We start from the raw sequence: 22501 nt of genomic DNA on the forward strand, positions 1-22501 counted from the left end.
CGTCGTCCACCAGCAGAGAATCGGTCGACGATCGGATGCGAACGGGAGGTCATCACCATCACCACTGAGCGCACTCCGAGCCCCCCGTCGACGGAACCGGACGAACCCGACACGACTCCGGTGCCCGCCCCGAAGCGCGACAAGCATCTGTATCAGATCGACTTCGTCCGGCTGGTCACCTTCGCCGGCGTCATCCTCGATCACGTCATCCTCGGCATCGCCGCCACCACCGCGGTCGCCGCCGGTGGTCTCGGGCTGCTGCTGCGCTACACGCGGTACTCGTTCTTCGCGCTCACCGGGTTCGTCCTCACCTACCAGTACCGCAACCGCGAACTCCACGCGGTGCAGTTCTGGCGTCGCCGCTACAAGCTGATCGGCCTGCCGTTCGTGGCGTGGAGCCTGTTCTATTGGGTCTACGGCCGCTACCGCGCCGGCGGGTTCACGGCGTTGGAGAACATCGTCAGTTCGTGGTCGTCGGTGGAGCTGGCGCTCAAGTCCATCACCTACGACCTCATCACCGGGTCGGCCTGGTATCACCTGTACTTCCTGTCGGTGAGCATGCAGATCTACGCCGTGTTCCCGGGCGTGCTCTGGGTGCTGCGTCGCACCTGGGGCTATCACCGCTACCTGCTGGCATCGGCCGCGGTGTTCCAGGGCGCGGTCATGTACATCATGGTGCGGCCGCCGCTGGCGTTCTTCTCGCACGGCCCGCAGCATGTGCTCGCCACCCACCTGGTGGTGACGATCTTCCCGTACGTGTTCTTCATTCTCGCCGGCTGTGTCGCGGCCATGCACTACGAGGCGTTCCAGGCGTTCATGATTCGCTGGCGATGGCCGCTGATCGTGGTGGGACTCATCACGATCGCGGGCACGCTCTGGTACTACACGTGGGACGTGGACCGCGGCACCACCATCGTCCGGGCGAGCAACGTCTTCATGCTGCACAACGTGTTCGCCTACATCGCGATCATCGTGATCCTCTACTGCCTCGGCACCATCTGGCAGAACCGGCGGACCAAGGGCTCGATCCCCGACCGCTTCATGCGCACCGCCGCCGACCGTTCCTTCGGCATCTACCTCGCACACGCGCTGGCGCTCTCGGAGCTGCAACAGATCATCGACCGACACCTCAACCATGCGTCGTGGCTGGTGATCCTGTGCGCCTACATCGCGACCTGCCTGCTGACCGTGTTCATCGTCGAGGTGTTGCGGCGCAGCCCGATCAGCCTGATCACGACGGGCCGCAGCACCATCGACTTCCACGAACAGAACGCGATGCGCTCGGCGATCGTCGGCGCAGCGGCCGTCGTTCTCGGCGTCGTGCTGCGGCTGGCATTCGGTGTGGTGGTCGGTGACCTCGTCACCGCGCTCGGTGTGCTGCTGATCATCTCCGCGGCGATCGTCGCGTCGAAGCAGCAGCGCGCGCGGCGGCTGACGCCGGCTACCTGATCACGAACGGATTGCCGGTGGGTGCGCCGGTGTTGATCCACACGCTCTTGGTGTCGAGGTACTCCCCGACCGCACCGATTCCGTTCTCGCGACCGATGCCGGAGTCCTTCACCCCACCGAACGGCACCATGTAGCTGACCGCACGATAGGTGTTGACCCACACCGTGCCCGACTGGATCGCCTCCGACATGCGGAACGCCCGGCCGATGTCGGAGGTCCACACGCCGGCGCCGAGGCCGTAGCGGGAGTCATTGGCGATGGCGATCGCGTCGGCCTCGTCGTCGAACGGGATGACCGCGAGCACCGGACCGAAGACCTCCTCCTGCGCGAGACGCGACGAATTGTCGACGCCGGTGAAGATGGTCGGTTCGACGAACCAGCCGTCACCGCATTCCGGACGGTCGGCGGGGCGTCCGCCGAGTCGGAGTTGCGCGCCCTCGCCGGCCGCGATGTCGATGTAGGACAACACCTTCTCGTACTGATCGCGGGTGGTGACCGGACCGACCTGGGTGTTCGGGTCGGCAGGGTCGCCCATCCGGGCGGTCTGAGCCAACTCGACGACCCGCTGAACGACGTCGTCGTGCACGGATCGCTGGACCAGCAGCCGGGACCCGGCGATGCAGGTCTGTCCGGTGGCGGCGAAGATGCCGGAGATGGCGCCGTTGACCGCGGCGTCGAGGTCGGCGTCGGCGAAGATGATGTTCGGGGATTTACCGCCGAGTTCGAGTCCGACGTGCTTGAACTGGCCTGCGGCCTGCTCGTTGATGCGACGACCGGTGTTGTCGGAGCCGGTGAAACTGATCTTGCGGACCAGCGGATGGTCGACGAGCGGTGATCCGACGTCGGCACCGAAGCCGGTGACGACGTTGACCACGCCGGCCGGCAGCCCCGCCTCTTCCAGCAGCGCGACGAACTCGAGGGTCGAGGCGCTGGTGTGTTCGGACGGTTTGATGACGACGGTGCAGCCTGCGGCCAGGGCGGCGGCGAGCTTCCAGGTCAGCAGCAGCAGCGGCGAGTTCCACGGGGTGATGATGCCGACGACGCCCACCGGTGAGGTGCGGGTGAAGGTGAAGTAGCCCTTCTTGTCGATGGGGATCACGGTGCCCTCGAGCTTGTCCGTCAGACCGCCGTAGTAGTAGAACCACTGCGGGATGTACGCGGTTTGCGCCGACATCTCGGCGAACAGTTTTCCGTTGTCCCGGACCTCGGTGCGGGCCAGCTCCTCGCTGTGGGAGGCGAGATGGGAACCGATGTCGTGCAACAGTTTTCCCCGGGCGCTCGGAGTGAGTTCGGCCCAGTCGCCGGTGGTGAACGCGGTGTGCGCCGCCTGCACCGCCGCGTCGACGTCGTCGGCGGTACCGCGCGGGATCTGCGCCCAGGGTTGTCCGCGGAACGGGTCGTAGGAGTCGAACCAGTCGCCGCCCGCCGGGTCGACGTCCTTGCCGTTGATGCGCAGGTGGTAGCGATGCATCATCTCGCCTTCCTGATCGAGTGTGGTGGTCATCGAACGCGGCGTCATCTAGAACGTATCGAATCCGAGGGCGGCGCGGACCTTGTTCTTCACCGCGACGCCGTCGCGGGGTGGCAGGGCGCGCGGGGGTTCGCCGGTGTCGATGTGTACCTGCACGAAGGTGGTGGCGGCGCGACCGTTCACGATGGCGGCGATGTCCTCGACGTCGGCGAGGTCGTCGACCTCACGGACCTGCTGGATGCCGAATCCGGCGGCCACCCCGGACAGGCGTGCGCCGAGCCCGGAGTGACTGCGCTGCATGCCGGTTTCGCCGAAGTGCTGGTTGTCGAGGACGACGATGGTCAGGTTCGGTGGCGCCTGCACCGCGACCGACCCCAATGTGCCGATACCCATGAGCATTTCGCCGTCGCCGGTGATGACGACGACCGGGTCGTCGGGGCGCGCGAGCGCGAGGCCGAGGGCGACCGGGACGGCGCCGCCCATCGCGCCCCAGAGGTAGAAGGTGCGGTCCCGCTCGCCGGCAGCGTAGACGTCGTAGGACGCGGAGCCGAGGCCGGTGACCACCAGCGCGTCGGGGACGCGGGCCAACAGTGCGCTGACGAACTCGCGGCGGTCGACGGTGCGCCGCAGGGCTTCTTGAGTATTCGCTGCTGGAGTGTTCTCGAGGATGGTGCTCATATCAGTTGCGCTCCCACTTCTTACGTCCGATGAGGCTTTGGCCGAGCAGCACCGCGGTGCGTTCCCCGGCCAGGAACGTGGCGTCAAAGGCGGCTTCGACGACTTCTTTGACGTCCTCGGGTTTGTCGGCGCGCAGCACGGTGATACCCATCAGTTCCAGCGCTGCTTGGGTTTTCGATCCCATCGGGATCTGCCACGGGTTGAACTCGGCGTACTCGCCGCGCATGGTCACGAGGGTGAGGAACGGGAAGCGGCACATCTCGAGCAGCGAGAACATGTTGACGCAGTTGCCTACTCCGCTGCTCTGCATGAGCAGGGCGGCGCGCTGTCCGCCGAGCCAGGCGCCCGCGACCACCCCGACGCCTTCTTCCTCGGTGGTGAGGACGACGTCGGTGATGTCGGGGTCGGCGATGGCGGCGTTGATCGTGAAGGAGTGGCCGGCGTCGGGCACGTAGGCGATCTGTTGAATACCACCGGATTTGAGGACGTCGTAGACGTCGCGCTGCCAGGAAGGGGCCTGCGCGATGGAGCTCGTCATGGGGGACCTTTCGTTGCTCGGAACGCCTTTCATTCTGTATCGTGATGACAACTAACTGTTAATAGCTTATCGGCATGCCAGGCATCACAACAGGGAATGGAGGTGGGCGATGGAGATCCGGCAACTGCGTGCCTTGGTCGCCGTGGCCGACACCGGCAGCGTCACCAAGGCCGCGGCGCACCTACATGTCGTGCAACCGGCGGTCACCAAACAGATCCGCATGCTGGAAACCGAGTTGGGCGTTGATCTGTTCGAACGCAGCCGATCCGGCATGCGGCTCAACGCCTCTGGACGCCAGGTTCTCGAACGTGCCCGCCGCGCACTGGCCGAACTCGATCGCGCCGCCGAAGATGTGCGCTCGGCCGGCGGCGATATCGTCGGCCTGGTCACCGTGGGACTGTTGCCGTCGGCGGCGACGCTGCTCGCTCCCCTGCTCGTCAGTGCGGTGGCCGACGCGCATCCCGGCATCCGGTTACGGTTGTCGGTCGGCTACGCGGGGCATCTGGCGCAGTGGCTGGAAGCAGGGGACGTCGACGTCGCGCTATTGTTCGAGCAACCGATCGCGGCCGCCTTCGAGGTACGTGCGTTGCTGCTGGAGGATCTCTGGGTAGTAGGTCCCGCATCGGCGGAACTGACTGCGGGCGAACCCATCTCGCTGACCGATGCGCTGTCGCATCCGATGATCCTGCCCAATGCGCCGCATGGTCTGCGGTCCATCGTCGACGCGGCCGCCGCCTCCGTCGGGCAAGCGCTGTCGATCCCGGTGGAGACCAACGACTCCGCGGTGCAGCTGCGTCTGGTTGAGGAAGGCTACGGCTGGACGGTGCTGCCGTCCGTCCTCGCGTGCGCGGTCGGCCCGGCGTTGTCCAGTGCGCCCGTCGCGAATCCGTCACTGACCCGCTCGATCGGCACCGCCACAGCTCGGCAACCGGAATCGTCGCGTGCTTCTATCGCCGTGACCCAGCTACTCCGCGAGACGGTTGCCCACGCCGTCACCTCTGGTCGATGGCCGTCGGCCCGCCTCCTGTAGCCGATGAAAAGATAGAGTTCTCATGCCTATTCACGAGTATCACGAGATCGCCCGGACGGCCGACCGCACCCGGCTGGCCGTGCAGGTGCGCGGCACCGGCCCGGCGCTGCTGCTCCTGCCGGGGCAGGCCAACAATCACCATTGGTGGGACTACGTCCGCCCGGACTTCGACCGTGAGTACACCACCATCACCTTCGACTATCGCGGCACCGGCGGCAGCGGCTCCCCCGACGGCACCTACAGCACCCAGCTGTTCGCCGATGATGCTCTGGCCGTGATGGATTCGCTGTCCATCGAGCAGTTCGACGTGTACGGCGCGTCCATGGGCGGGCGCACCGCGCAGTGGGTGGCGATCCGGGCGCCGCAGCGGGTGCGGCGATTGGTGCTCGGCTGCACGACACCGGGCGGATCGCATGCGGTGGAGCGGAGTTCGGAGATCCGCAAGGCACTGGCCGGTCCGCAGTCGACCCGCACGATCATCGACCTCATGTACACGCCGGAATGGCAGTCGACGCATCCGGGGCCGTATCAGGTGCTCGGCGATCCGAAGATCTCCGACCGGGCCCGACGGCAGCATCTGATCGCGAGCAACTCCCACGACGCCTGGGCGGAACTGCCGACCATCTCCGCGCCGACGCTGATCCTGCACGGCTCCGACGACCAGTTCGCCCCGGCCGTCAACGCCGAGATCATCGCCGACGCCGTCCCGGACAGCCGCACCCACATCTTCGGCGGTGCCCGACATGCGTACTTCGACGAATGCCGGGAGGCAGCAAGCCCGCTCGTCCTCGAATTCCTCAAGAGCTGAACACGCGTACGTTGGCAGGTATGCGACCGACAACCCTGATCGCCACCGGCCTGGCCACCGCGGCCGCCTCCGTTGCGGGCACCGTCACCACCCGATCCTCTCTCGAAACCTGGTATCCGCGACTCCGCAAGCCGGGATTCACCCCACCGACCCCGGTGATCCCGATCGTGTGGACGACGTTGTACGCCGACATCGCCGTCACCTCCGCGGTCGCCATCGATGACCTGCGTGAGCAGGGACGCGACGACGAGGCGGCCGCCTACGCCGCCGCACTCGCCGCGAATCTCGTGCTGAATGCCGGGTGGAGCTGGTTGTTCTTCGGGGCGCATCGACTCGGTGCCGCCGCGGTCACCGCGGGCGCTCTCGCGGTCAGCAGTGCCGACCTGACCCGTCGTACCGCGCAGGCGAACGCTCCGGCCGGTGCCGCCCTCGCGCCCTATCCGCTGTGGTGCGCATTCGCGACCGCGCTGTCGACCGAGTTCTGGCGCCTCAACCGCGGGTCACGCCTGGTGCGGTAGCTTCTCCAGAACAAGCTGCGCCACACCGGTTTTGCCGAGTTCGGTGGGATGATATGGCACCGGCAACTCGAATCCGAGCAGCCACGGCGAGACCGAGCAGGCAGTGTGTGCCGCACCGGCTTTCGACGCCGTCACCAGGATCGAACCGGTCGCGTGCGCGGCGCGTGCGGTGGCCGCCGCGAGTCCGTTGAAGATGCGGACGGTTTCAGCGGCCTGCTCCGGGTTGAGTGGAACCAGCGGGCAGGTCGCTCCGTCCGCGCCGAGGACCGGCGGGTAGTCGACGAAGACGACCTTCGCGTGCGGAGCGCGGGCGTGCACGGCGTGCGCCACCTCGATCATCGACCGCTCCACCGCGACGTAGCGGTCCGGACCAGGTTCCGGCCGAGGTGTACGGCCGGCGTGGCAGCCACGAATACCGATGGCGCGCACCGCCTCCGGAATGACATTGGTACAACTCTCGGCGATCAACCGGCCGATGTAGTCGATGTCGTTGCCGCCGGTGGTGACGGTGACCAGTCGGGTGTCCGGGGTGACGGCGTCGATCTGCGGGCGGTCGGCGAAGGGGCGTTGCGCGACCCGCAGGATGTTGGCGGTGGTGGAACTCGAGCACGACACATCGGTCAACGCGTAACCGCGGGCGGCGGCCACCTGATGTGGGTAATTGTCCGAGGTGCGCAGACAGCGGAGATTGTCCACATCTTCGGTGTCCGGGCCGGCCGCGTACGAACTGCCCAGCGCCACATACTTGATCGAGGGTTTGGCGGCGGCGGCCTTGACCGGCGGGGTGACGACCTCGGTCACCGCCACACCCGGACCGACGATCGCGGCAACCGCCACCAGAGACGCCACCAGAGTGGCGGCACGGGTCCACAAGGCGCGAGTCACCCAGCAAGTCTCACATACTCAGTGGCACATCGTCGTAGCGGACGGTGTCGTGTGGCCCACCCCCGGTGTGCGGGGTGCGATCAGAAGATCTCCGGCAGATCAGCCGACACGGTGTCGGTGAAGACCGGCTGCCGCTTCTCCAGGAACGCGGTGACGCCCTCGGCGACGTCGGGCATGGTGCCGCGGTGGTAGATGGCCTTGGAATCCGCTTCGTGTGCGACGCGCGGACTGGGCGCCCCGGCCATCTGCCACAACAGTTGTCGGGTCAGCGCCACCGATACCGGCGCGCCCTCCGTCATCTCGCGGGCGACCGCGATGGCGGTGTCGACGACAGCAGCCTTGGGCACCACCTGCTGGACGAGTCCGGCCTCGAGCGCCTCGGTGGCGCTGACCATCTTGGCGCCCAATGTCCACCGCAGGGCGGTCGGCAGTCCGACCAGACGCGGCAGGAACCACGTCGAGCAGGCCTCGGGCACCAGGCCGCGTTTGGTGAACACGAACCCGAACTTGGCGTCGTCGGAGGCGATGCGGGCGTCGGCGGGCAGCGTCATGGTGACGCCGACGCCGGCCGACGGGCCGTTGACGGCGATGACGACCGGTTTGAGCGACTCGAAGATGCGCAACGCGAGCTGACCGCCCGAATCCGGCGGCACCTGGCCGGGTTCGGATTCCTCGAGCACGAAGGTGTCGGCGCCGCTGCCGAGATCCGCGCCCGCGCAGTACGCGCGCCCGGTGCCGGTGATCACCACTGCTCGTACCGTGTCGTCGGCGTCGGTGGCGTCGAGTGCCGCCTTGAGCGCCTCGCCCATCTCGAAGGTGAAGGCGTTGAGCCGGTCGGGGCGGTTGAGCCGCAGGATGGCGATCTCGTCGTCGCGGTCGATGACGATGGTCGCGTCGGTGGTGGTCTCGTCGAGCGATGGCATGGGTTGAACCTACCCGATGACCGAGCGAACGCTCGCGAAAGGTGGGATGTGTACGGGTTTCGACCAGCGTCGGGCTCACTTCGTTCGCTCGTCGCGCTCAACCGGCGGAGGTGAGCACAGCAACGGCGGCACCACCCGAGGGTGGCGCCGCCGTTGTCGGTAGAGCTATCCGGGATCAGCCGGCGTCGGCCTCTCCGGCCTTGCTGAGCACGACCGGGCTGTCCGGCAGCGCACGCGGCTTTTCTTCGCCCTTGAAGGTGAACTTGGCGTCCTCGCCGTCGCCTTCGCCGTCCCAGCCCTCGACGTCGACCAGCACGATCTGACCTGCGGTGATCTCGTTGAAGAGGATCTTCTCCGAGAGCTGGTCCTCGATCTCGCGCTGGATGGTGCGACGCAGCGGGCGGGCACCGAGAACGGGATCGAAGCCACGGCGGGCGAGCAGTTTCTTCGCCCGGTCGGTCAGCTCGAGAGCCATGTCCTTGTTCCGCAGCTGGGTTTCGACGCGGTTGATCATGAGATCGACCATCTCGATGATCTCCTGCTGCGTCAGCTGGTGGAACACGATGACGTCGTCGATACGGTTGAGGAACTCGGGACGGAAGTGCTTCTTGAGCTCGTCGTTGACCTTGAGCTTCATCCGCTCGTAGTTCGACTTCGAGTCGTCGCCCTTGGTGAAGCCGAGGCCGACCGCCTTGGAGATGTCAGACGTACCGAGGTTCGAGGTGAAGATCAGCACGGTGTTCTTGAAGTCGACCGTGCGTCCCTGGCCGTCGGTGAGACGCCCGTCCTCGAGGACCTGCAGCAGCGTGTTGTAGATCTCCGAGTGCGCCTTCTCGATCTCGTCGAACAGGACGACGGAGAACGGCTTGCGGCGCACCTTCTCGGTGAGCTGGCCGCCCTCTTCGTAGCCGACGTAACCGGGAGGGGCACCGAACAGCCGCGACGCGGTGAAGCGGTCGTGGAACTCTCCCATGTCGATCTGGATGAGCGCGTCGTCCTCGCCGAACAGGAAGTTGGCGAGGGCCTTGGAGAGCTCGGTCTTACCGACACCGGACGGACCGGCGAAGATGAACGAGCCCGACGGACGCTTCGGATCCTTCAGGCCGGCGCGGGTACGACGGATCGCCTTGGAGACGGCCTTGACCGCATCCTCCTGGCCGATGATCCGCTTGTGCAGCTCGTCCTCCATGCGGAGCAGACGGGTGGTCTCCTCCTCGGTGAGCTTGAAGACGGGGATACCGGTCCAGTTGCCCAGCACCTCGGCGATCTGCTCGTCGTCGACCTCGGCCACGACGTCCATATCGCCACTGCGCCACTGCTTTTCGCGCTCAGCACGCTCGGCGACGAGGGTCTTCTCCTTGTCGCGGAGGCTGGCGGCCTTCTCGAAGTCCTGCGCGTCGATCGCGCTTTCCTTCTCCTTGCGGGCGTCGGCGATGCGCTCGTCGAACTCCCGCAGGTCTGGCGGCGCGGTCATCCGGCGGATGCGCATGCGCGCGCCCGCCTCGTCGATGAGGTCGATCGCCTTGTCCGGCAGGAACCGGTCGTTGATGTAGCGGTCGGCCAGCGTCGCGGCGGCGACGAGGGCACCGTCGGTGATGGACACCCGGTGGTGGCTCTCGTAGCGGTCGCGCAGGCCCTTGAGGATCTCGATGGTGTGCTCCACCGACGGCTCCCCGACCTGCACCGGCTGGAAGCGGCGCTCGAGGGCGGCGTCCTTCTCGATGTACTTGCGGTACTCGTCGAGGGTGGTGGCACCGATGGTCTGCAGCTCACCGCGGGCCAGCTTCGGCTTGAGGATGCTGGCGGCGTCGATCGCGCCCTCGGCGGCACCCGCGCCGACGAGGGTGTGCAGCTCGTCGATGAACAGGATGATGTCACCGCGGGTGTTGATCTCCTTGAGCACCTTCTTGAGGCGTTCCTCGAAGTCACCGCGGTAGCGGCTGCCGGCGACCAGCGAACCGAGGTCGAGGGTGTAGAGCTGCTTGTCCTTGAGCGTCTCGGGCACCTGACCGTTGACGATGGCCTGCGCGAGGCCCTCGACGACGGCGGTCTTGCCGACGCCGGGCTCGCCGATCAGAACCGGGTTGTTCTTGGTGCGACGGCTCAGCACCTGCATGACCCGCTCGATTTCCTTTTCCCGGCCGATGACCGGGTCGAGTTTGCCCTCGCCGGCCGCAGCGGTCAGGTTTCTGCCGAACTGGTCGAGCACCAGCGAGGTCGACGGGGTACCGGCCTCGGTGCTGCGTCCGCCGGTGCCGGCTTCCTGCGGCTCCTTGCCCTGGTAGCCGCTCAGCAGCTGGATGACCTGCTGACGGACCCGGTTGAGGTCGGCGCCGAGCTTGACCAGCACCTGCGCCGCGACACCCTCACCCTCGCGGATGAGGCCGAGCAGGATGTGCTCGGTGCCGATGTAGTTGTGGCCGAGCTGCAGCGCCTCACGCAGCGACAGCTCGAGGACCTTCTTGGCGCGCGGGGTGAACGGGATGTGTCCCGACGGGGCCTGCTGGCCTTGGCCGATGATCTCCTCGACCTGGCTGCGGACACCCTCGAGCGAGATTCCCAGTGACTCGAGCGCCTTGGCGGCGACACCCTCACCCTCGTGGATCAGACCCAGGAGGATGTGCTCGGTGCCGATGTAGTTGTGATTGAGCATCCGCGCTTCTTCTTGCGCCAGGACGACAACCCGGCGTGCGCGGTCGGTGAACCGTTCGAACATTGTTCTCCCTCACATTGCTAGCGCCCCGGCCGTCGAGACAGCTGCAGCGGTGTCGGATGTGACGACCAGCCTTGCTTCCACTGTAGTGGTCGCCGTCTGTGCACCTGCAGTTAATAGTCGCCCGAATCGAATTCTCCGGCGACGACGGTGGGGGTCTGCGGGGTACAACCGCGCACGTCGGCGCGGTGTTCCGGCATTGCTACGCCGAGAGCGAACGAGGGCCCGACGGCCGATTGGGTGACATTATCGCCGTAGATCCGAGCCAAATAGTGGCTCGGATCTACGGCGATAGCGTTTGTCCGGGGTGGGCGGTCCGCGACGGGGCGCGGGTCTGGGCCGCGCGCCGGTAGCTGACCTGCGGGATGCCGTCCTCGACGATGACCTCGGCGCGCACCTGGTAGACGCGCTCGACGAGTTCTCGGGTGATCACGTCCGCCGGTGTGCCCGCCGCGATGATCGAGCCGCGGGCGAGCACGACGACCCGATCGCAGAAGATCGCGGCCAGGTTCAGGTCGTGCAGCGCGACGTAGCTGGTCATCGGGAGCTCGGTTACCAGGGTGAGCAGGTCGAGTTGGTGCGCGATGTCGAGATGGTTGGTCGGTTCGTCGAGGAGGAGCTCATCGGGTTCCTGGGCGAGTGCCCGGGCGATCTGGACGCGCTGACGCTCACCGCCGGAGAGCGTGTGCCACCGGCGGTGCCGGTGTTCGAGCATGCCGGTGTGGCGCAGTGCGCCGTCGATCGCGGTGTTGTCGGCGGCGTCGTCACCCCCAAAGGTGCCGCGATGCGGGATGCGGCCGAGTCGCACGACGTCGATGACGGTGATGTCGACTTCGGTCTCCGCGTGTTGTTCGACGGTGGCGACGCGACGGGCGATCTGCCGGCGCCGCAGCGAGCGGACGTCGGTGTCGTCGAGCAATACCTGCCCGGTGTCGGGCCGGTGGACGCCGGCCAGCACGCCGAGCAGTGACGATTTTCCCGAGCCGTTGGGGCCGAGCAGTCCGATGGTTTCACCCGGCATGGGCTCGATGGTCACGCCGTCGAGGACGAGGCGTCCGCCGCGACTCCAGCCGAGGTGTTTGGCGTGCAGCGGCATCAGCGGACCTCCCGGCGGTTGGTCGCGGTCACGTCGTACCTCGCATCCGGAAGAGGATGACGGCGAAGGCCGGCACGCCGATCAGCGCGGTGACGACGCCCACCGGAATCTCCTGCGGGGCGAACAGGGTGCGGGCGATCGCGTCCACCCAGACCAGGAAGATGGCGCCGATCAGCGCGGTGGCGGGCAGCAGCCGTCCATGGCGTGGGCCGACGAGGAACCGGGCGGCGTGCGGCAATACGAGGCCGACGAAACCGATGGCGCCCGCAGCACTGACCAGCGACGCGGTGATCAGCGCGGTCACCGTCAGCAGCAGGAAACGGGTGCGGCGCACGGACACCCCCAACGACGATGCCGCCGCGTTGCCGAAGGTGAAGGCGTCGAGCGACGACGACACCGTCAGGCAGACGACGATGCCGAGCAGGGTGACTGCACCACAGAGCATGACGTCGGTCCAGTCGGCGCCGCTGAGGGATCCCAACAACCAGAACAGCACCCCGCGGGTCTGCTCGGCGTCGGCCGATGACATGACGATGAACGAGGTCAGCGCGGAAAACATTTGCGTGGCGGCAACTCCGGCGAGGATGACCTTGGCGGTGCCGCCGCCGGCCCCGGCGGCCAGGGCGAGCACGGAAACGAAGGCGATGACCGCCCCGAGGAACGCACCGGTGGACAATGACAGCAGCCCGCCGCCGAAGCCGAGGACCGCGACGAGCACGGCACCGGTCGACGCGCCGGAGGAGATGCCGAGGACGAATGGGTCCGCGAGCGGATTGCGCAGCAGGGATTGCATGATCGCGCCGCACAACGCGAGACCCGCGCCGCACACTGCGGCGAGCAGGGTGCGTGGCAGTCGCAGTTCCCAGACGATGCCGTCGCGCAGCGGGGTGAGGCCCGACGATCCGATCCCCCAGTGGTCGAGGATCGATGCGTACACGTCGCGCACCGACAGATCGGCCGGCCCGATCGTGACCGTCACCGCGATCGACACCACCAGCAGCACCGCACCGCCGACGAGCAGTCCGGCGAACACCGGCCTCGATTCGGTTCGTGGCACCCGCGCTCCGGTGGCGGCGGGTGCCGTTGTCGTGGGCGCGTTCACGATGCGGGCGTCGCGAGATTCCACTGTTGCAGTGCCGCAGCAACTTTCTCCACCCCGTCGATGGTGCGGATGGTCGGGTTCATGTCGGCGCCGTTCACGGTGATGTAGCGCTTGTCGCGCACCGCTTGCATCCGTGCGGTCACCGGGTTGGACTCGAGGAACGCGATCTTGCTCTCCAGCGCATCACCGTCGATGCTGCGTCGGCTCAGATCCGCCAGGACCAGAGCGGTGGGGTTGCGGTCGGCGACCGTCTCCCACGAGACCTGCGGCCACTCGTCGGTGGTATCGGCGAAAACATTGGTAGCGCCAACGGATTTCGTGATCACGCCGGAGGAACCACAGCACCCCGCCAGGTACGGGGTGTTGGTGTCGGCGAACCAGAAGGCCAGCGACGCATCCTTCGCCTGCACCGACTCCGACGCCGCCCGGTAGCGTTCCTGCAGTTCGGCGATGAACTCGTCGCCGCGGTCGGTGACGCCGAAGATCGCGGCGAGTTCCCGGATCTCCTGATAAACGCTGTCGAGGGTGAACGGGGTGGTGCGCGCTCCGTCGGCGTTCGACGCCGACGACACCTCACCGGCACATCCGTTGTCGGTGGGCGAGAGATATGTTGGCACGCCGAGCTTTTCGTACTGATCGCGGCCGGCGGCGGCGCCGTCGCCGATCGACGAGCCAAAGGACGCGGTCACGAAGTCGGGTTCGGCGTTCAGCACGGTCTCGAGCGACGGCTTGTTGTCGGCCAGTCGCGGTACCGTTTCGTTGGCGGCGGCAAGGTTCGCGCGGACCGGGTCGGTCCAGGTCGCGGTGCCGACCATCCGGTCGGCCAGGCCGAGGGAGAGCAGGATCTCGGTGGAGGCCTGGTTGAGGGAGACCACGCGCTCGGGTGGTGCGGCCACGGTGACGGTGCGGCCGCAGTTCTCGATGGTCATCGGGTAGCCGCCGGCTGAAGTACCCGTATCGGCGTTCTCGGATTCGGCGCTGCCGCAACCGGCGACCACGAGGGTCGCGGCGGCGAGGATGGAGGCGCAGCGGATCGCTGACATGCGCATATGACGTTCTTTCGGGTCATGGCCCGCTCGCGGGGCCAGGGGTGGACCTGACCCGATCGGGCAAGCGATCGGACTCGTGCCCCACCTGATGGCAGGTCACTTACCGTTGCGCGTCAGTTCCGGATTCACACCGGATTCCCTCGACCGATCGGTGCCGCAGTGCGGCCGTCGGCATCGTATCCCGCGTCCGGAATGTCTGATTGGGTGCCCCGGGTGGGTGATGTTGCGGTCATTAGAGTGGTCGTCAGTTTCAGAAGTTCACAATGACCGTCGACCCGAGGACACGATCATGGCTTCGTCCGATTCGCTCTCCACCACTGTCGCGCTGCGTTCCGGAACCGTCGAATACACGGTGCGTGGGCCGCAGGAGTCGTCGCAGCCGCCAGTCGTCTTCATCCATGGCGTCGGCGTCGACAACCGCATGTGGGCCGACGTCGCGGATCTCCTCGCCGACGCCGGATACCGCAGCTATGCGCCCACGCTGCCGCTCGGCGCGCATCGCATCCCGTGGGGCGGCGCAGGCGACCGATCGCCGGGCGGTGTGGCGCGGGCGATCCGCGAGTTCGTGGCCGAACTGGGCCTCGAACAGGTCACGCTGGTGGGCTGCGACACCGGCGGTGCGCTCTGCCAGTTCGCCCTCGACCAGGACCCGACGTTCGCCTCCCGGGTCGTGTTCACCAACTGCGACTGCTTCGATCAGTTTCCGCCGCAACCCTTTCCGGTCGTCTTCACGTTGCTGAAGTATCCGTGGCTGACGCACGCACTCATGGCCGGACCGATGCGTATCCGCGCCCTCCGGCATTCACCGCTGGGGGTCGGTCTGCTGGTCAGCGACCCGGACCCAGAGCTGACCGAGTCGATCTTCGAGCCGTTGCGCAGCGATCCCGCCGTCCGCGACGACCTCGCGGCGTTCTTGCGTGCCGTCGATCCCGCCGAGCTGGCGGCCATCACGCCGCGATTGTCGACGGTGCCCGCACCGATCTCGGTGGTGTGGGGCATGTCCGATCGGGCGTTCCGGCCGAAGCTGGGTCGACGGCTGGCGGCGGTCTTCGAGCAGGCCACATTCACCGAAGTACCGGATTCGCGGACCTTTGTCGCCATGGATCAACCGCGCGCGCTGGCCGACGCGATCGTCGACATCAGCCGACGTCCGGTGCAGGTCGGCTGACCGCCGAAAAGAATCTCGCGAAGGGGCGTCGGAAAACCGGGTTGCCGAACGACGATGTAGGTGTGAGTGGCGACCAGTCCTCTCCGCCCGGTGGCGGACCAGCGGCCTTGCTGGCGGTGTACGACGATGCACTGCCCGCGGTGTACGGCTATGTGCTGCGCAGATGTGCCGATCGTCGGGTCGCCGAGGATGTGACGTCGGAGACGTTCCTGGCCGCGATGGACACCGTGCGTCGCGACGAGGAAGCGCGGCCGACGACGCCGTGGCTGATCGGGGTGGCACGACACAAGTTGGCCGACCATTGGCGTTCGATGCAACGGACTCCCGAGCCGGTCGAGGACGTACCGGAGTCGGTCGACGACGACTGGGACAAGCACCTGGATCGCATGGTGGCCCATTACACGCTGGCCCAGCTGTCGCCGACGCATCGCGCGGTGTTGACGTTGCGCTACGTCGACGACCTTCCGGTCGGCGACTGCGCGGCGATCCTGGACCGCACCGTCGGCGCCACCGAGGCGCTACTCACCCGGGCCAAGCGGGCCTTTCGTGCCGCCTACCCGGAAACCGAAAGCCAGCCCGCCGGGAAGGGAGGTCACGCATGAGCGAGCACAACGCAACCGAGTTCGGGAGCGGCACAACGCCGCCCGATCCGTTCACTGCCCTGCGGGCCGTCGACATGCCCGGCTGGTCCGATCCGGTCGCCCCGGAACCCGAGTTCGCCCGCGCGCTGCGTGATCGACTCGAGCGCGGCGCGACCCTACCTCAAGGAGTTGTCATGAGCGACACCACAATTGCCAGCGCACCCGAGACCGACACACCCACGGTGGAACGTCCCGGAGCGCTCCCCTATCTCGCGATCGCCGGAGCGCGCGAGGCCATCGACTGGTACGTCGAACATCTCGATGCCACCTTGCGTGGCGAACCGATCCTCATGGACGACGGGCGCATCGGTCACGCCGAACTCGAGATGGGCAGCGGAGTCATCTATCTCGCCGACGAGTTCCCCGACCTCGGCCTGACAGCGCCGGCGCCGGGACGCGTGTCGGTGAGCCTGATGCTGCCGGTCGACGACACCGATCGCGCGGTCGCGGCCGCCGAACGGGGCGGAGCCGCGGTGACGCGCGAACCCTTTGAGGGCTACGGGAATCGCACCGGCACCATCGTCGATCCGTTCGGCCATCGGTGGATGCTGACCGGGCCATCGAAGACCGGCGCGAGCGTCGCGAATCTCATCCAGCGTGGCGACGTCGCCTATATGTCGCTGCAGACACCGAGCATCGAACGCGCAGCACGCTTTTACGGCGCGGTCCTCGGCTGGGAGGTCGACCGGGAGACCCGGCAGGTCACCAATCTCGGTCACCGCATGGGTCTCTCGGAGATCCCCGGCTACGGCGAATCCGGCACCATCTACTGCGTGTACGCCGTCGACGATTTCGTGACCGCCCGCGACGCGGTGATCGCCGCGGGAGGCGAAGCGGGAGAAGTGAGTTCGGTGGCGCGCGATGCCGTGCAGGTGCTGGACTGTGTCGATGATCAGGGAGTGAAGTTCTCGGTGCATGTCCCCGAGCCCGGGACGCCCCGACCGGATCAGCATGCCCGGGGAGTCGGCGAGATGTCGTATCTGACCGTGCACACCGCGGACAGCGCCCGCTTCCGTGCGTTCTACGGGACGGCACTGGGCTGGACATTCCGCGCCGGCCGTATCGACGACGGGTGGGAGGTCGACGATGTGCGACCGCAGGTCGGTGTCGCCGGGGGCGCGGAAACGCCGGTGGCCGTGCCGATGTGGAATGTCGCGGACATGGACGGCGCCGTCGAGCGGGTTCGGGCGGCGGGGGGTCGGGTCATCACCGAGCCGGATTCGCAGGCCTACGGGATCATGGCGCTGTGCGCAGATGATCAGGGTGCGGAGTTCTACCTGGGGCAGTTGTTCTGAGCTACTTGGCGGGGTGCGTGTCGTCGTAGGCGGCGCGCGCCTGCGCGACGTCGGGCACGCTGGCCTCGACGAGCTCGATGACCTCCGTCAGACGCCGGGCCACCGTGGCCCCGAGATCGGTGAGAGAGTACTCCACTCTAGGCGGAATTGCCTGTAACACAGTTCGATTGACGAAACCATCCCGCTCCAGCTGCTGCAGCGTGACCGACAGCATCCGTTCGCTGACGCCATCAACCCTGCGCCGCAGGGCGTTGAATCGCTTATCCCCCTCCCCCAGCGCGACCAGCGCGAGCAGACCCCAGCGACTGGTGACGTTCTGTAGCACGTCCCGAGACTGGCAATCGCGGGCGAAGACGTCGGCCTCGAGTCCGGGGTCAGCGGTCTCACCGGGGGGCGTCGGGGCGGAACGTGCAGCAGGCATGCAGCCATTCTAGGCGAACGTCGACGATGGTACTTACCGAGAGAGTTGCACTGTACTAAAAGTAAGTGCATGCTGTCGGGGAACCGTTTCGCTGACACGAAGGAGCAGACATGATCACCTATGCGGTAACCGGCGCCACCGGCGGACTCGGGGGCAGCGCAGTGCACGCGCTGATCAAGCGGGGTGTCGCGGCCGGCGACATCGTCGCCGTTGTCCGGGACCAGGAGAAGGCGCGGGATCTCAGCGCTGCCGGCGTATCGGTCCGGGTGGCCGATTACGGCGATCGCACCGCACTTGCCGAGGCCTTCGCCGGTGTCGATCGGCTCCTGCTGGTGTCGAGCCCGACGGTCGGCCAGCGAGTTCCGCAGCACACCAACGTGATCGAGGCCGCCGCAACGGCCGGAGTCGGCCTCATCGCGTACACCAGTCTGCTGCGCGCCGACTCGTCGCCGCTGGCGCTGGCCACCGAACACGTCGCCACCGAGAAGTTGCTCGCCGACAGCGGCATTCCGTTTCTGTTGCTGCGCAACGGGTGGTACACCGAGAACTACCTGGCGTCGGCGCCCGCCGCGATCGCGAGTGGCGTGCTCTACGGCGCTGCGAAGGACGGCAAGATCGCGCCTGCCGCGCGTGCCGACTACGCCGAAGCTGCTGCCGCCGCACTGATCTCGGGCCAGACGAGTGGCGTCTTCGAGCTCGCGGGTGCCGAGCATCTGACCTATGCCGAACTCGCGGGCGTGATCGCCGAGATCAGCAGGAAACCCGTTCGCTACCAGGATCTTCCGGAGGCCGACTACGCTTCGGCACTCGCCCAGACCGGCATCCCCGGGCCGATGGCCGAGATCCTCGCCGATTCCGATGCGGGCGTCGCCGTCGGCGCGCTCGACGCAGACACGACCGATCTCGCCGACCTCCTCGGACGGCCGGCGACGCCGGTCGCCGAGGTCGTGCGCGCCGGACTGGCCGCCAACTGATCCCCGGCTCATCGCAGCAGTTGCAGTAGGCCGGCGATCATCGTGACGAACGCCGCCACCGCGGCGACGGCCCGAATGATGTTCCAACGCACCCACGGTTCGACGAAGTCCGTCCACACCGTGGGTGCGTTGGACGGCGTCACCGCGCCGGCAGCGTCGAGCCGGTCGTTGAGCGGGACGTTGATGAGCCCGGTGATCAGCACGGCGACCAGGTAGAGAACCAGTCCGGCCAGCAGCCACCAGCGGACCGGCTCGCGCCACCAGAGCAGGACGGCCAGGATGCTGAAGACGATGCTGCAGAACAGGATGAGGCCGAAGAGTGGGTTCTGGATCGCGACGTTGATGCGCTGCATCGCCGGTACCGCGACCTGGGCACCGGCCCGATTCAGGCCCGGCATCACCGAATAGGCGAACGCCGAGAGCAGGCCGGCGATGAGTCCGACCGTGGTCAGGGCGACCAGCAACACGGTGTCACGTACGGCGGTCATCGGGTGGCTCCGACGCCGAAGACGGACGCCGCGAAGTCGGCGAAATCGATGGGCGGACGGCCCAAAACGCGCTCGACATCGTCGGTGACGTGCGCGTTGCGGCCGTCGAACAGGGTGCCGAACAGGTTGCTCACCATGTCGACCTCCTCGTTGGGCGTGCCGAACGCACCGAGATACTCGCGGTATTCCTGCGAGCCCACCGAAGTGAGTGTCACCGCCGTGCCGCGGGCCGCAGCGAGTTCGCGAACGACGTCGGCGAAGGTCAGCAGTCGGGGTCCGGTGAGTTCATAGGTCCGGCCGGCGTGCGGGTTTCGGCCATCCGCAGCCGTCTCGCACAACGCTGCGGCGGCGACGGCCGCGATGTCGTGCACGTCGAGGAAGGGCTCGCCGACCTCCCCCACCGGCAAGGTGAGCACCCCGGCCGCGATCTCGTCGGCGAAGCCGCCCTCGGAGAAGTTCTGGTTGAACCAGGCGCAGTCGAGCACCGTCGAATCCGCTTGTGCCGTATGCAGAATTCGGCCGGCTTCGACGGCTTCGGGTTCGCCGCGGCCGGCGAGCAGGACCAGCCGTTCGACGCCGGCCCGATCGGCGTGGGTCACCAGTTCGGTGATGTCGTCGAGGGCACCCGGCACGATGAGGTCGGGTTGGTAGGTGATGTAGGCCGCGGCGGTGCCGTCGAGGGCGGGAGCCCAGGTGGATCGGTCGGTCCAGTCGAAAGGTGTTGCGCTCGTGCGACTTGCGCGGCGGACTGGAACGTCGGCCGGCGCGAGGAGGTCGGCGACGCGGCGGCCCGTCTTGCCGGTCGCGCCGATGATGAGGACGGGGCGGGGATCTCTGTGTGTGGTCATGCAGTTCAGTTCACACGACTCTCAAGAGACGATCCATGAGTAGATCACTTGATTTCATACGCAATCGTCTCGATCGGGGGTAGGCTCGGCGTATGGACGCTCTCGGCAGCCTGCTCGACGGTCCCCGTGCCCGCACCCCGCTGTTGTTGCGCATGGTCATGCGCTCCCCGTGGTCGGTGCGGATCGAGGACACCGCGCCGATCACGGTGGTGACGGTGACCCGAGGCATCTCGACCCTGACCTACGACGACGGCACCTGCCACACACTGCGGCCGGGTGATGTGGCGATCATTCGCGGCACCCATCCCTACACCGTCGCCGACGATCCGGCGCACGACTGGGTGGCGCGTATCGATGCCGACGGCGGCTGTTTCGATCCGACCGGTACGCACAGTGTCGCCGAGGACATGTGCTTCGGGGTGCGTTCCTGGGGAAACTGTCCCGACGACAGCACCGCCGACGCAATCCTCCTCGTCGGCACCTACTCCAGCGGTGAGGTCAGTGCCCGACTGCTCGATGCGCTCGACCGCATCGTCGTGGTACCCATGCGCGACGACCCGTTGGTCGGGGTGATGGAGACCGAGATCGTCCGCGACGCACCCGGGCAGGAGGCGGTGCTGAACCGCCTGCTGGATCTGCTGCTGATCACCGGGCTGCGCCGATCGATGGAGTCTGGGGCGGTACGCGCCGCTGACTGGTACCGGGCCCATTCGGACCCGGTTGTCGGCCAAGCACTTCGGCTGCTCCACAACGACACGGCACGCGCCTGGACCGTCGCCTCGCTGGCCACCGCCACCGGGGTGTCGCGGGCGGTGCTGGCGCGCCGGTTCACCGAGCTGGTCGGCGAGCCGCCCATGACCTACCTCACCGCCTGGCGGATGTCGGTGGCCGCCGACCTGCTGTCGGATCGGACTCACTCACTCGGCGCCATCGCCCATCAGGTCGGATACGCGACCCCGTTCGCGTTCAGTGCCGCGTTCAAACGCCAACGCGGGGTCAGCCCGGCCGCCTATCGGGCGGCCGCGTCCGGCGACGCCCTCGAATCGACCAAGCGGCGCGCATGATTCACTGAGTGCCATGTCCGCTCGTACCTCGCCGGCCGGCCACCTGCGGCGACTGCCCTTCGGCATCGGCACCGTGACCATCATCCTGATCGCCGTCATGGTCGGATCGGTGGGCGCGGTGTTGGCGTTCGGCGGCTCCGATGAACCGGCCACCTTCGACAACGGCCGGCTGCGGCCGTACCCCGGCGAGCCGGCCGTCGCCTGGTCGGTGTCGAGTGACAACCTGCCCGGTTACCGCTCGGATGCGGGCATCGATGTCGTCGACTCGTGGCAGGACCGATGGCTGCTCTCCTATCCGTCCGGCCTCGGCCGCGCTTTCCTGCTGGTCAAACGCACATCCGGCGAGCACCTCTGGTCGCAGCCGGTGGTCGTCGGTCTCGGCGGGTGTGCGATCACCGACGACGGCCGGGTGGGCTGTGCGATCAAGCTGGGTGGGGTGCCCGACGGCTTCTATCTCATCGACGACGACGGCACCCCCACCGACGCGAGCAGCCTGGACGACACCGCGCAGGTCGTCGGTGTGGGCCGCGACTTCCTGCGGATCGATCAGGCCGGGTATCGGGTGGCGATGCACGACGCCGGCGGGCGGGAGATCTGGTCGCGCACCTTCGCGGCGGCGGCCAAGGCGTCCTGGCGGCATGAGGGCGTGCTCACGATCCAGACCGTGGACGGCGCCCGATTCATCGTCAACCCCACCACCGGGCGGGATCGGCTGGCCTGTACACAGTGCACCATCACCGTGTTCGCTACCGGAATCACGGTGCAGTACAACGAGTCCGGCCGGGAGCGGGTCGCCACGCACGCGATCGAGAATGGCGCCGTCGACGAACGTCCGACGTCGCAGTCGCCGAGCCTGCGGGTGCTGGCCGGGCCGTCGACTCTCCCGGTGCTGACCGGCACGGGTGTCGGGCAGATCGATGCGACCCAGGGGCGCTACGAGATCCGTGATCCCGCGCAGTCCGGCGCACTGTGGCAGATCACCGATTCCGAGCTCTCCAAGGCGAACACCCGACCGTGCGGCGAACAGGTGGCCCTGGCGCTCAAGGACCGATCACGCGTCTTCTATCGCCTCGCCGACGGCAAGCGTCTCGGTACTCTGGGCCCGCCGGCACTCGACAATCCGGACGCCAACATCGACCAATTGTCGTGCGTGGGATCGTCGGAGTCGACGCTGGTCTTCGCCAACAACAACCAGATCACCGCCTACGACACGACCCACGGAGACATCGCGTGGAGTCGCTCGGTGATCGGCCCCACCACGGTGACCGACGGTTTCATCGTCGTCCACGAGGGCACATCGATGACCGTTCTCGCGCCGAATTGACCCCGGCCGCGGTCTGAG

22 protein-coding genes and 1 riboswitch are annotated in these 22501 nt (G+C 67.3%); of the genes, 10 read left to right on the top strand and 12 right to left on the bottom strand.

Translation table 11 applies throughout. From position 1 onward, the window contains the following. Window positions 1-120 precede the first annotated feature (120 nt). Window positions 121-1449, top strand: coding sequence for an acyltransferase (locus AAFP30_RS09410; protein ID WP_419229635.1), 1329 nt, complete (start codon window positions 121-123; stop codon window positions 1447-1449). Here AAFP30_RS09410 and AAFP30_RS09415 read toward each other — a convergent pair. The 3 genes from AAFP30_RS09415 to AAFP30_RS09425 are packed head-to-tail and all read right to left on the bottom strand — an operon-like array spanning window position 1442 to window position 4136. Further along, a complete protein-coding gene (locus tag AAFP30_RS09415) occupies window positions 1442-2953 on the bottom strand; it encodes an aldehyde dehydrogenase (protein WP_419229636.1) in 1512 nt (503 codons plus the stop codon). The two genes, AAFP30_RS09410 and AAFP30_RS09415, sit on opposite strands and share 8 nt — an antisense overlap. Window positions 2954-2968: 15 nt before the next feature. Beyond that, window positions 2969-3598 (bottom strand): thiamine pyrophosphate-dependent enzyme, encoded by a 630-nt coding sequence (locus AAFP30_RS09420; protein ID WP_419229637.1) that lies wholly within the window; start codon window positions 3596-3598, stop codon window positions 2969-2971. Window position 3599: 1 nt separating this feature from the next. Then, on the bottom strand, window positions 3600-4136 hold the full coding sequence (locus AAFP30_RS09425) for a phosphonopyruvate decarboxylase (protein WP_419229638.1): 537 nt from the start codon (window positions 4134-4136) through the stop codon (window positions 3600-3602). Window positions 4137-4245: 109 nt separating this feature from the next. On the opposite strand from AAFP30_RS09425, the gene AAFP30_RS09430 reads away from it, so the two are divergent. Genes AAFP30_RS09430 through AAFP30_RS09440 form a run of 3 tightly spaced genes read left to right on the top strand, consistent with a single transcriptional unit; the run spans window position 4246 to window position 6492 of the window. Then, a complete protein-coding gene (locus AAFP30_RS09430) occupies window positions 4246-5166 on the top strand; it encodes a LysR substrate-binding domain-containing protein (protein ID WP_419229639.1) in 921 nt (306 codons plus the stop codon). A gap of 22 nt (window positions 5167-5188) precedes the next feature. Continuing rightward, entirely contained in the window at window positions 5189-5974 is a 786-nt protein-coding gene (locus tag AAFP30_RS09435; protein WP_419229640.1) for an alpha/beta fold hydrolase, read from the top strand. Between the two features lie 20 nt (window positions 5975-5994). Continuing rightward, complete coding sequence (locus AAFP30_RS09440; protein WP_419229641.1) at window positions 5995-6492, top strand: TspO/MBR family protein; 498 nt, start codon at window positions 5995-5997, stop codon at window positions 6490-6492. Here the strand turns inward: AAFP30_RS09440 and AAFP30_RS09445 are convergent. The 6 genes from AAFP30_RS09445 to AAFP30_RS09470 form a co-directional block, all read right to left on the bottom strand. Beyond that, complete coding sequence (locus AAFP30_RS09445) at window positions 6475-7377, bottom strand: SGNH/GDSL hydrolase family protein (protein ID WP_419229642.1); 903 nt, start codon at window positions 7375-7377, stop codon at window positions 6475-6477. The genes AAFP30_RS09440 and AAFP30_RS09445 overlap by 18 nt on opposite strands. An 80-nt stretch (window positions 7378-7457) precedes the next feature. Beyond that, the gene (locus AAFP30_RS09450; RefSeq protein ID WP_419229643.1) at window positions 7458-8300 is read right to left on the bottom strand and encodes an enoyl-CoA hydratase-related protein; all 843 of its coding nucleotides are present in this window, start codon (window positions 8298-8300) and stop codon (window positions 7458-7460) included. A 175-nt stretch (window positions 8301-8475) separates the two neighbouring features. Further along, entirely contained in the window at window positions 8476-11016 is a 2541-nt protein-coding gene (locus tag AAFP30_RS09455; RefSeq protein ID WP_419229644.1) for an ATP-dependent Clp protease ATP-binding subunit, read from the bottom strand. A gap of 280 nt (window positions 11017-11296) precedes the next feature. Beyond that, window positions 11297-12109: an ABC transporter ATP-binding protein gene (locus AAFP30_RS09460; protein ID WP_419229645.1), complete on the bottom strand. Its 813-nt coding sequence runs from the start codon at window positions 12107-12109 to the stop codon at window positions 11297-11299. A gap of 28 nt (window positions 12110-12137) precedes the next feature. Next, entirely contained in the window at window positions 12138-13166 is a 1029-nt protein-coding gene (locus tag AAFP30_RS09465) for a FecCD family ABC transporter permease (RefSeq protein WP_419229646.1), read from the bottom strand. Window positions 13167-13207: 41 nt separating this feature from the next. Next, window positions 13208-14260, bottom strand: coding sequence for an ABC transporter substrate-binding protein (locus tag AAFP30_RS09470; protein WP_419229647.1), 1053 nt, complete (start codon window positions 14258-14260; stop codon window positions 13208-13210). A gap of 41 nt (window positions 14261-14301) precedes the next feature. Beyond that, a riboswitch (cobalamin riboswitch) is annotated at window positions 14302-14434 on the bottom strand. 115 nt (window positions 14435-14549) lie between these two features. Between AAFP30_RS09470 and AAFP30_RS09475 the strand changes: the two genes are divergently transcribed. From AAFP30_RS09475 to AAFP30_RS09485, 3 genes are all read left to right on the top strand, one after another. Next, complete coding sequence (locus AAFP30_RS09475; protein ID WP_419229648.1) at window positions 14550-15428, top strand: alpha/beta fold hydrolase; 879 nt, start codon at window positions 14550-14552, stop codon at window positions 15426-15428. 62 nt (window positions 15429-15490) lie between these two features. Next, the gene (locus tag AAFP30_RS09480; RefSeq protein ID WP_419229649.1) at window positions 15491-16030 is read left to right on the top strand and encodes an RNA polymerase sigma factor; all 540 of its coding nucleotides are present in this window, start codon (window positions 15491-15493) and stop codon (window positions 16028-16030) included. Further along, complete coding sequence (locus AAFP30_RS09485) at window positions 16027-17364, top strand: VOC family protein (RefSeq protein ID WP_419229650.1); 1338 nt, start codon at window positions 16027-16029, stop codon at window positions 17362-17364. The genes AAFP30_RS09480 and AAFP30_RS09485 overlap by 4 nt, the downstream gene beginning before the upstream one ends. Window position 17365: 1 nt before the next feature. Here AAFP30_RS09485 and AAFP30_RS09490 read toward each other — a convergent pair whose 3' ends face one another. Continuing rightward, window positions 17366-17785: a winged helix-turn-helix transcriptional regulator gene (locus AAFP30_RS09490; RefSeq protein ID WP_419229651.1), complete on the bottom strand. Its 420-nt coding sequence runs from the start codon at window positions 17783-17785 to the stop codon at window positions 17366-17368. 110 nt (window positions 17786-17895) lie between these two features. Here AAFP30_RS09490 and AAFP30_RS09495 point away from each other — a divergent pair, with 110 nt between their 5' ends. Next, window positions 17896-18759 (top strand): SDR family oxidoreductase, encoded by an 864-nt coding sequence (locus AAFP30_RS09495; RefSeq protein ID WP_419229652.1) that lies wholly within the window; start codon window positions 17896-17898, stop codon window positions 18757-18759. Between the two features lie 8 nt (window positions 18760-18767). Here AAFP30_RS09495 and AAFP30_RS09500 read toward each other — a convergent pair whose 3' ends face one another. Both AAFP30_RS09500 and AAFP30_RS09505 read right to left on the bottom strand, forming a co-directional pair. Continuing rightward, the gene (locus tag AAFP30_RS09500; RefSeq protein ID WP_419229653.1) at window positions 18768-19247 is read right to left on the bottom strand and encodes a DUF1772 domain-containing protein; all 480 of its coding nucleotides are present in this window, start codon (window positions 19245-19247) and stop codon (window positions 18768-18770) included. After that, window positions 19244-20095 carry an NmrA family transcriptional regulator gene (locus AAFP30_RS09505; RefSeq protein ID WP_419229654.1) on the bottom strand — a complete coding sequence of 284 codons (852 nt, stop codon included), beginning with the start codon at window positions 20093-20095 and terminating at the stop codon, window positions 19244-19246. Before AAFP30_RS09505 ends, AAFP30_RS09500 begins: the two co-directional genes overlap by 4 nt. 92 nt (window positions 20096-20187) lie before the next feature. Here AAFP30_RS09505 and AAFP30_RS09510 point away from each other — a divergent pair, with 92 nt between their 5' ends. Next, window positions 20188-21159 (top strand): AraC family transcriptional regulator, encoded by a 972-nt coding sequence (locus tag AAFP30_RS09510; RefSeq protein WP_419229655.1) that lies wholly within the window; start codon window positions 20188-20190, stop codon window positions 21157-21159. 13 nt (window positions 21160-21172) lie between these two features. After that, entirely contained in the window at window positions 21173-22483 is a 1311-nt protein-coding gene (locus AAFP30_RS09515; protein WP_419229656.1) for a hypothetical protein, read from the top strand. The last annotated feature ends 18 nt before the right edge of the window (window positions 22484-22501 follow it).

Origin of the sequence: Gordonia sp. CPCC 205515 (assembly GCF_048537925.1) — a bacterium.
Classification (GTDB): Bacteria; Actinomycetota; Actinomycetes; order Mycobacteriales; family Mycobacteriaceae; genus Gordonia.

Coding starts and splice junctions, on each gene's coding strand:
- AAFP30_RS09505 (WP_419229654.1), bottom strand. CDS start 20,095: ATGACCACACACAGAGATCCCCGCCCCGTCCTCATCATCGGCGCGACC.
- AAFP30_RS09420 (WP_419229637.1), bottom strand. CDS start 3,598: ATGAGCACCATCCTCGAGAACACTCCAGCAGCGAATACTCAAGAAGCC.
- AAFP30_RS09425 (WP_419229638.1), bottom strand. CDS start 4,136: ATGACGAGCTCCATCGCGCAGGCCCCTTCCTGGCAGCGCGACGTCTAC.
- AAFP30_RS09485 (WP_419229650.1), top strand. CDS start 16,027: ATGAGCGAGCACAACGCAACCGAGTTCGGGAGCGGCACAACGCCGCCC.
- AAFP30_RS09435 (WP_419229640.1), top strand. CDS start 5,189: ATGCCTATTCACGAGTATCACGAGATCGCCCGGACGGCCGACCGCACC.
- AAFP30_RS09500 (WP_419229653.1), bottom strand. CDS start 19,247: ATGACCGCCGTACGTGACACCGTGTTGCTGGTCGCCCTGACCACGGTC.
- AAFP30_RS09470 (WP_419229647.1), bottom strand. CDS start 14,260: ATGCGCATGTCAGCGATCCGCTGCGCCTCCATCCTCGCCGCCGCGACC.
- AAFP30_RS09440 (WP_419229641.1), top strand. CDS start 5,995: ATGCGACCGACAACCCTGATCGCCACCGGCCTGGCCACCGCGGCCGCC.
- AAFP30_RS09415 (WP_419229636.1), bottom strand. CDS start 2,953: ATGACCACCACACTCGATCAGGAAGGCGAGATGATGCATCGCTACCAC.
- AAFP30_RS09510 (WP_419229655.1), top strand. CDS start 20,188: ATGGACGCTCTCGGCAGCCTGCTCGACGGTCCCCGTGCCCGCACCCCG.
- AAFP30_RS09495 (WP_419229652.1), top strand. CDS start 17,896: ATGATCACCTATGCGGTAACCGGCGCCACCGGCGGACTCGGGGGCAGC.
- AAFP30_RS09515 (WP_419229656.1), top strand. CDS start 21,173: ATGTCCGCTCGTACCTCGCCGGCCGGCCACCTGCGGCGACTGCCCTTC.
- AAFP30_RS09475 (WP_419229648.1), top strand. CDS start 14,550: ATGGCTTCGTCCGATTCGCTCTCCACCACTGTCGCGCTGCGTTCCGGA.
- AAFP30_RS09450 (WP_419229643.1), bottom strand. CDS start 8,300: ATGCCATCGCTCGACGAGACCACCACCGACGCGACCATCGTCATCGAC.
- AAFP30_RS09455 (WP_419229644.1), bottom strand. CDS start 11,016: ATGTTCGAACGGTTCACCGACCGCGCACGCCGGGTTGTCGTCCTGGCG.
- AAFP30_RS09490 (WP_419229651.1), bottom strand. CDS start 17,785: ATGCCTGCTGCACGTTCCGCCCCGACGCCCCCCGGTGAGACCGCTGAC.
- AAFP30_RS09430 (WP_419229639.1), top strand. CDS start 4,246: ATGGAGATCCGGCAACTGCGTGCCTTGGTCGCCGTGGCCGACACCGGC.
- AAFP30_RS09460 (WP_419229645.1), bottom strand. CDS start 12,109: ATGCCGCTGCACGCCAAACACCTCGGCTGGAGTCGCGGCGGACGCCTC.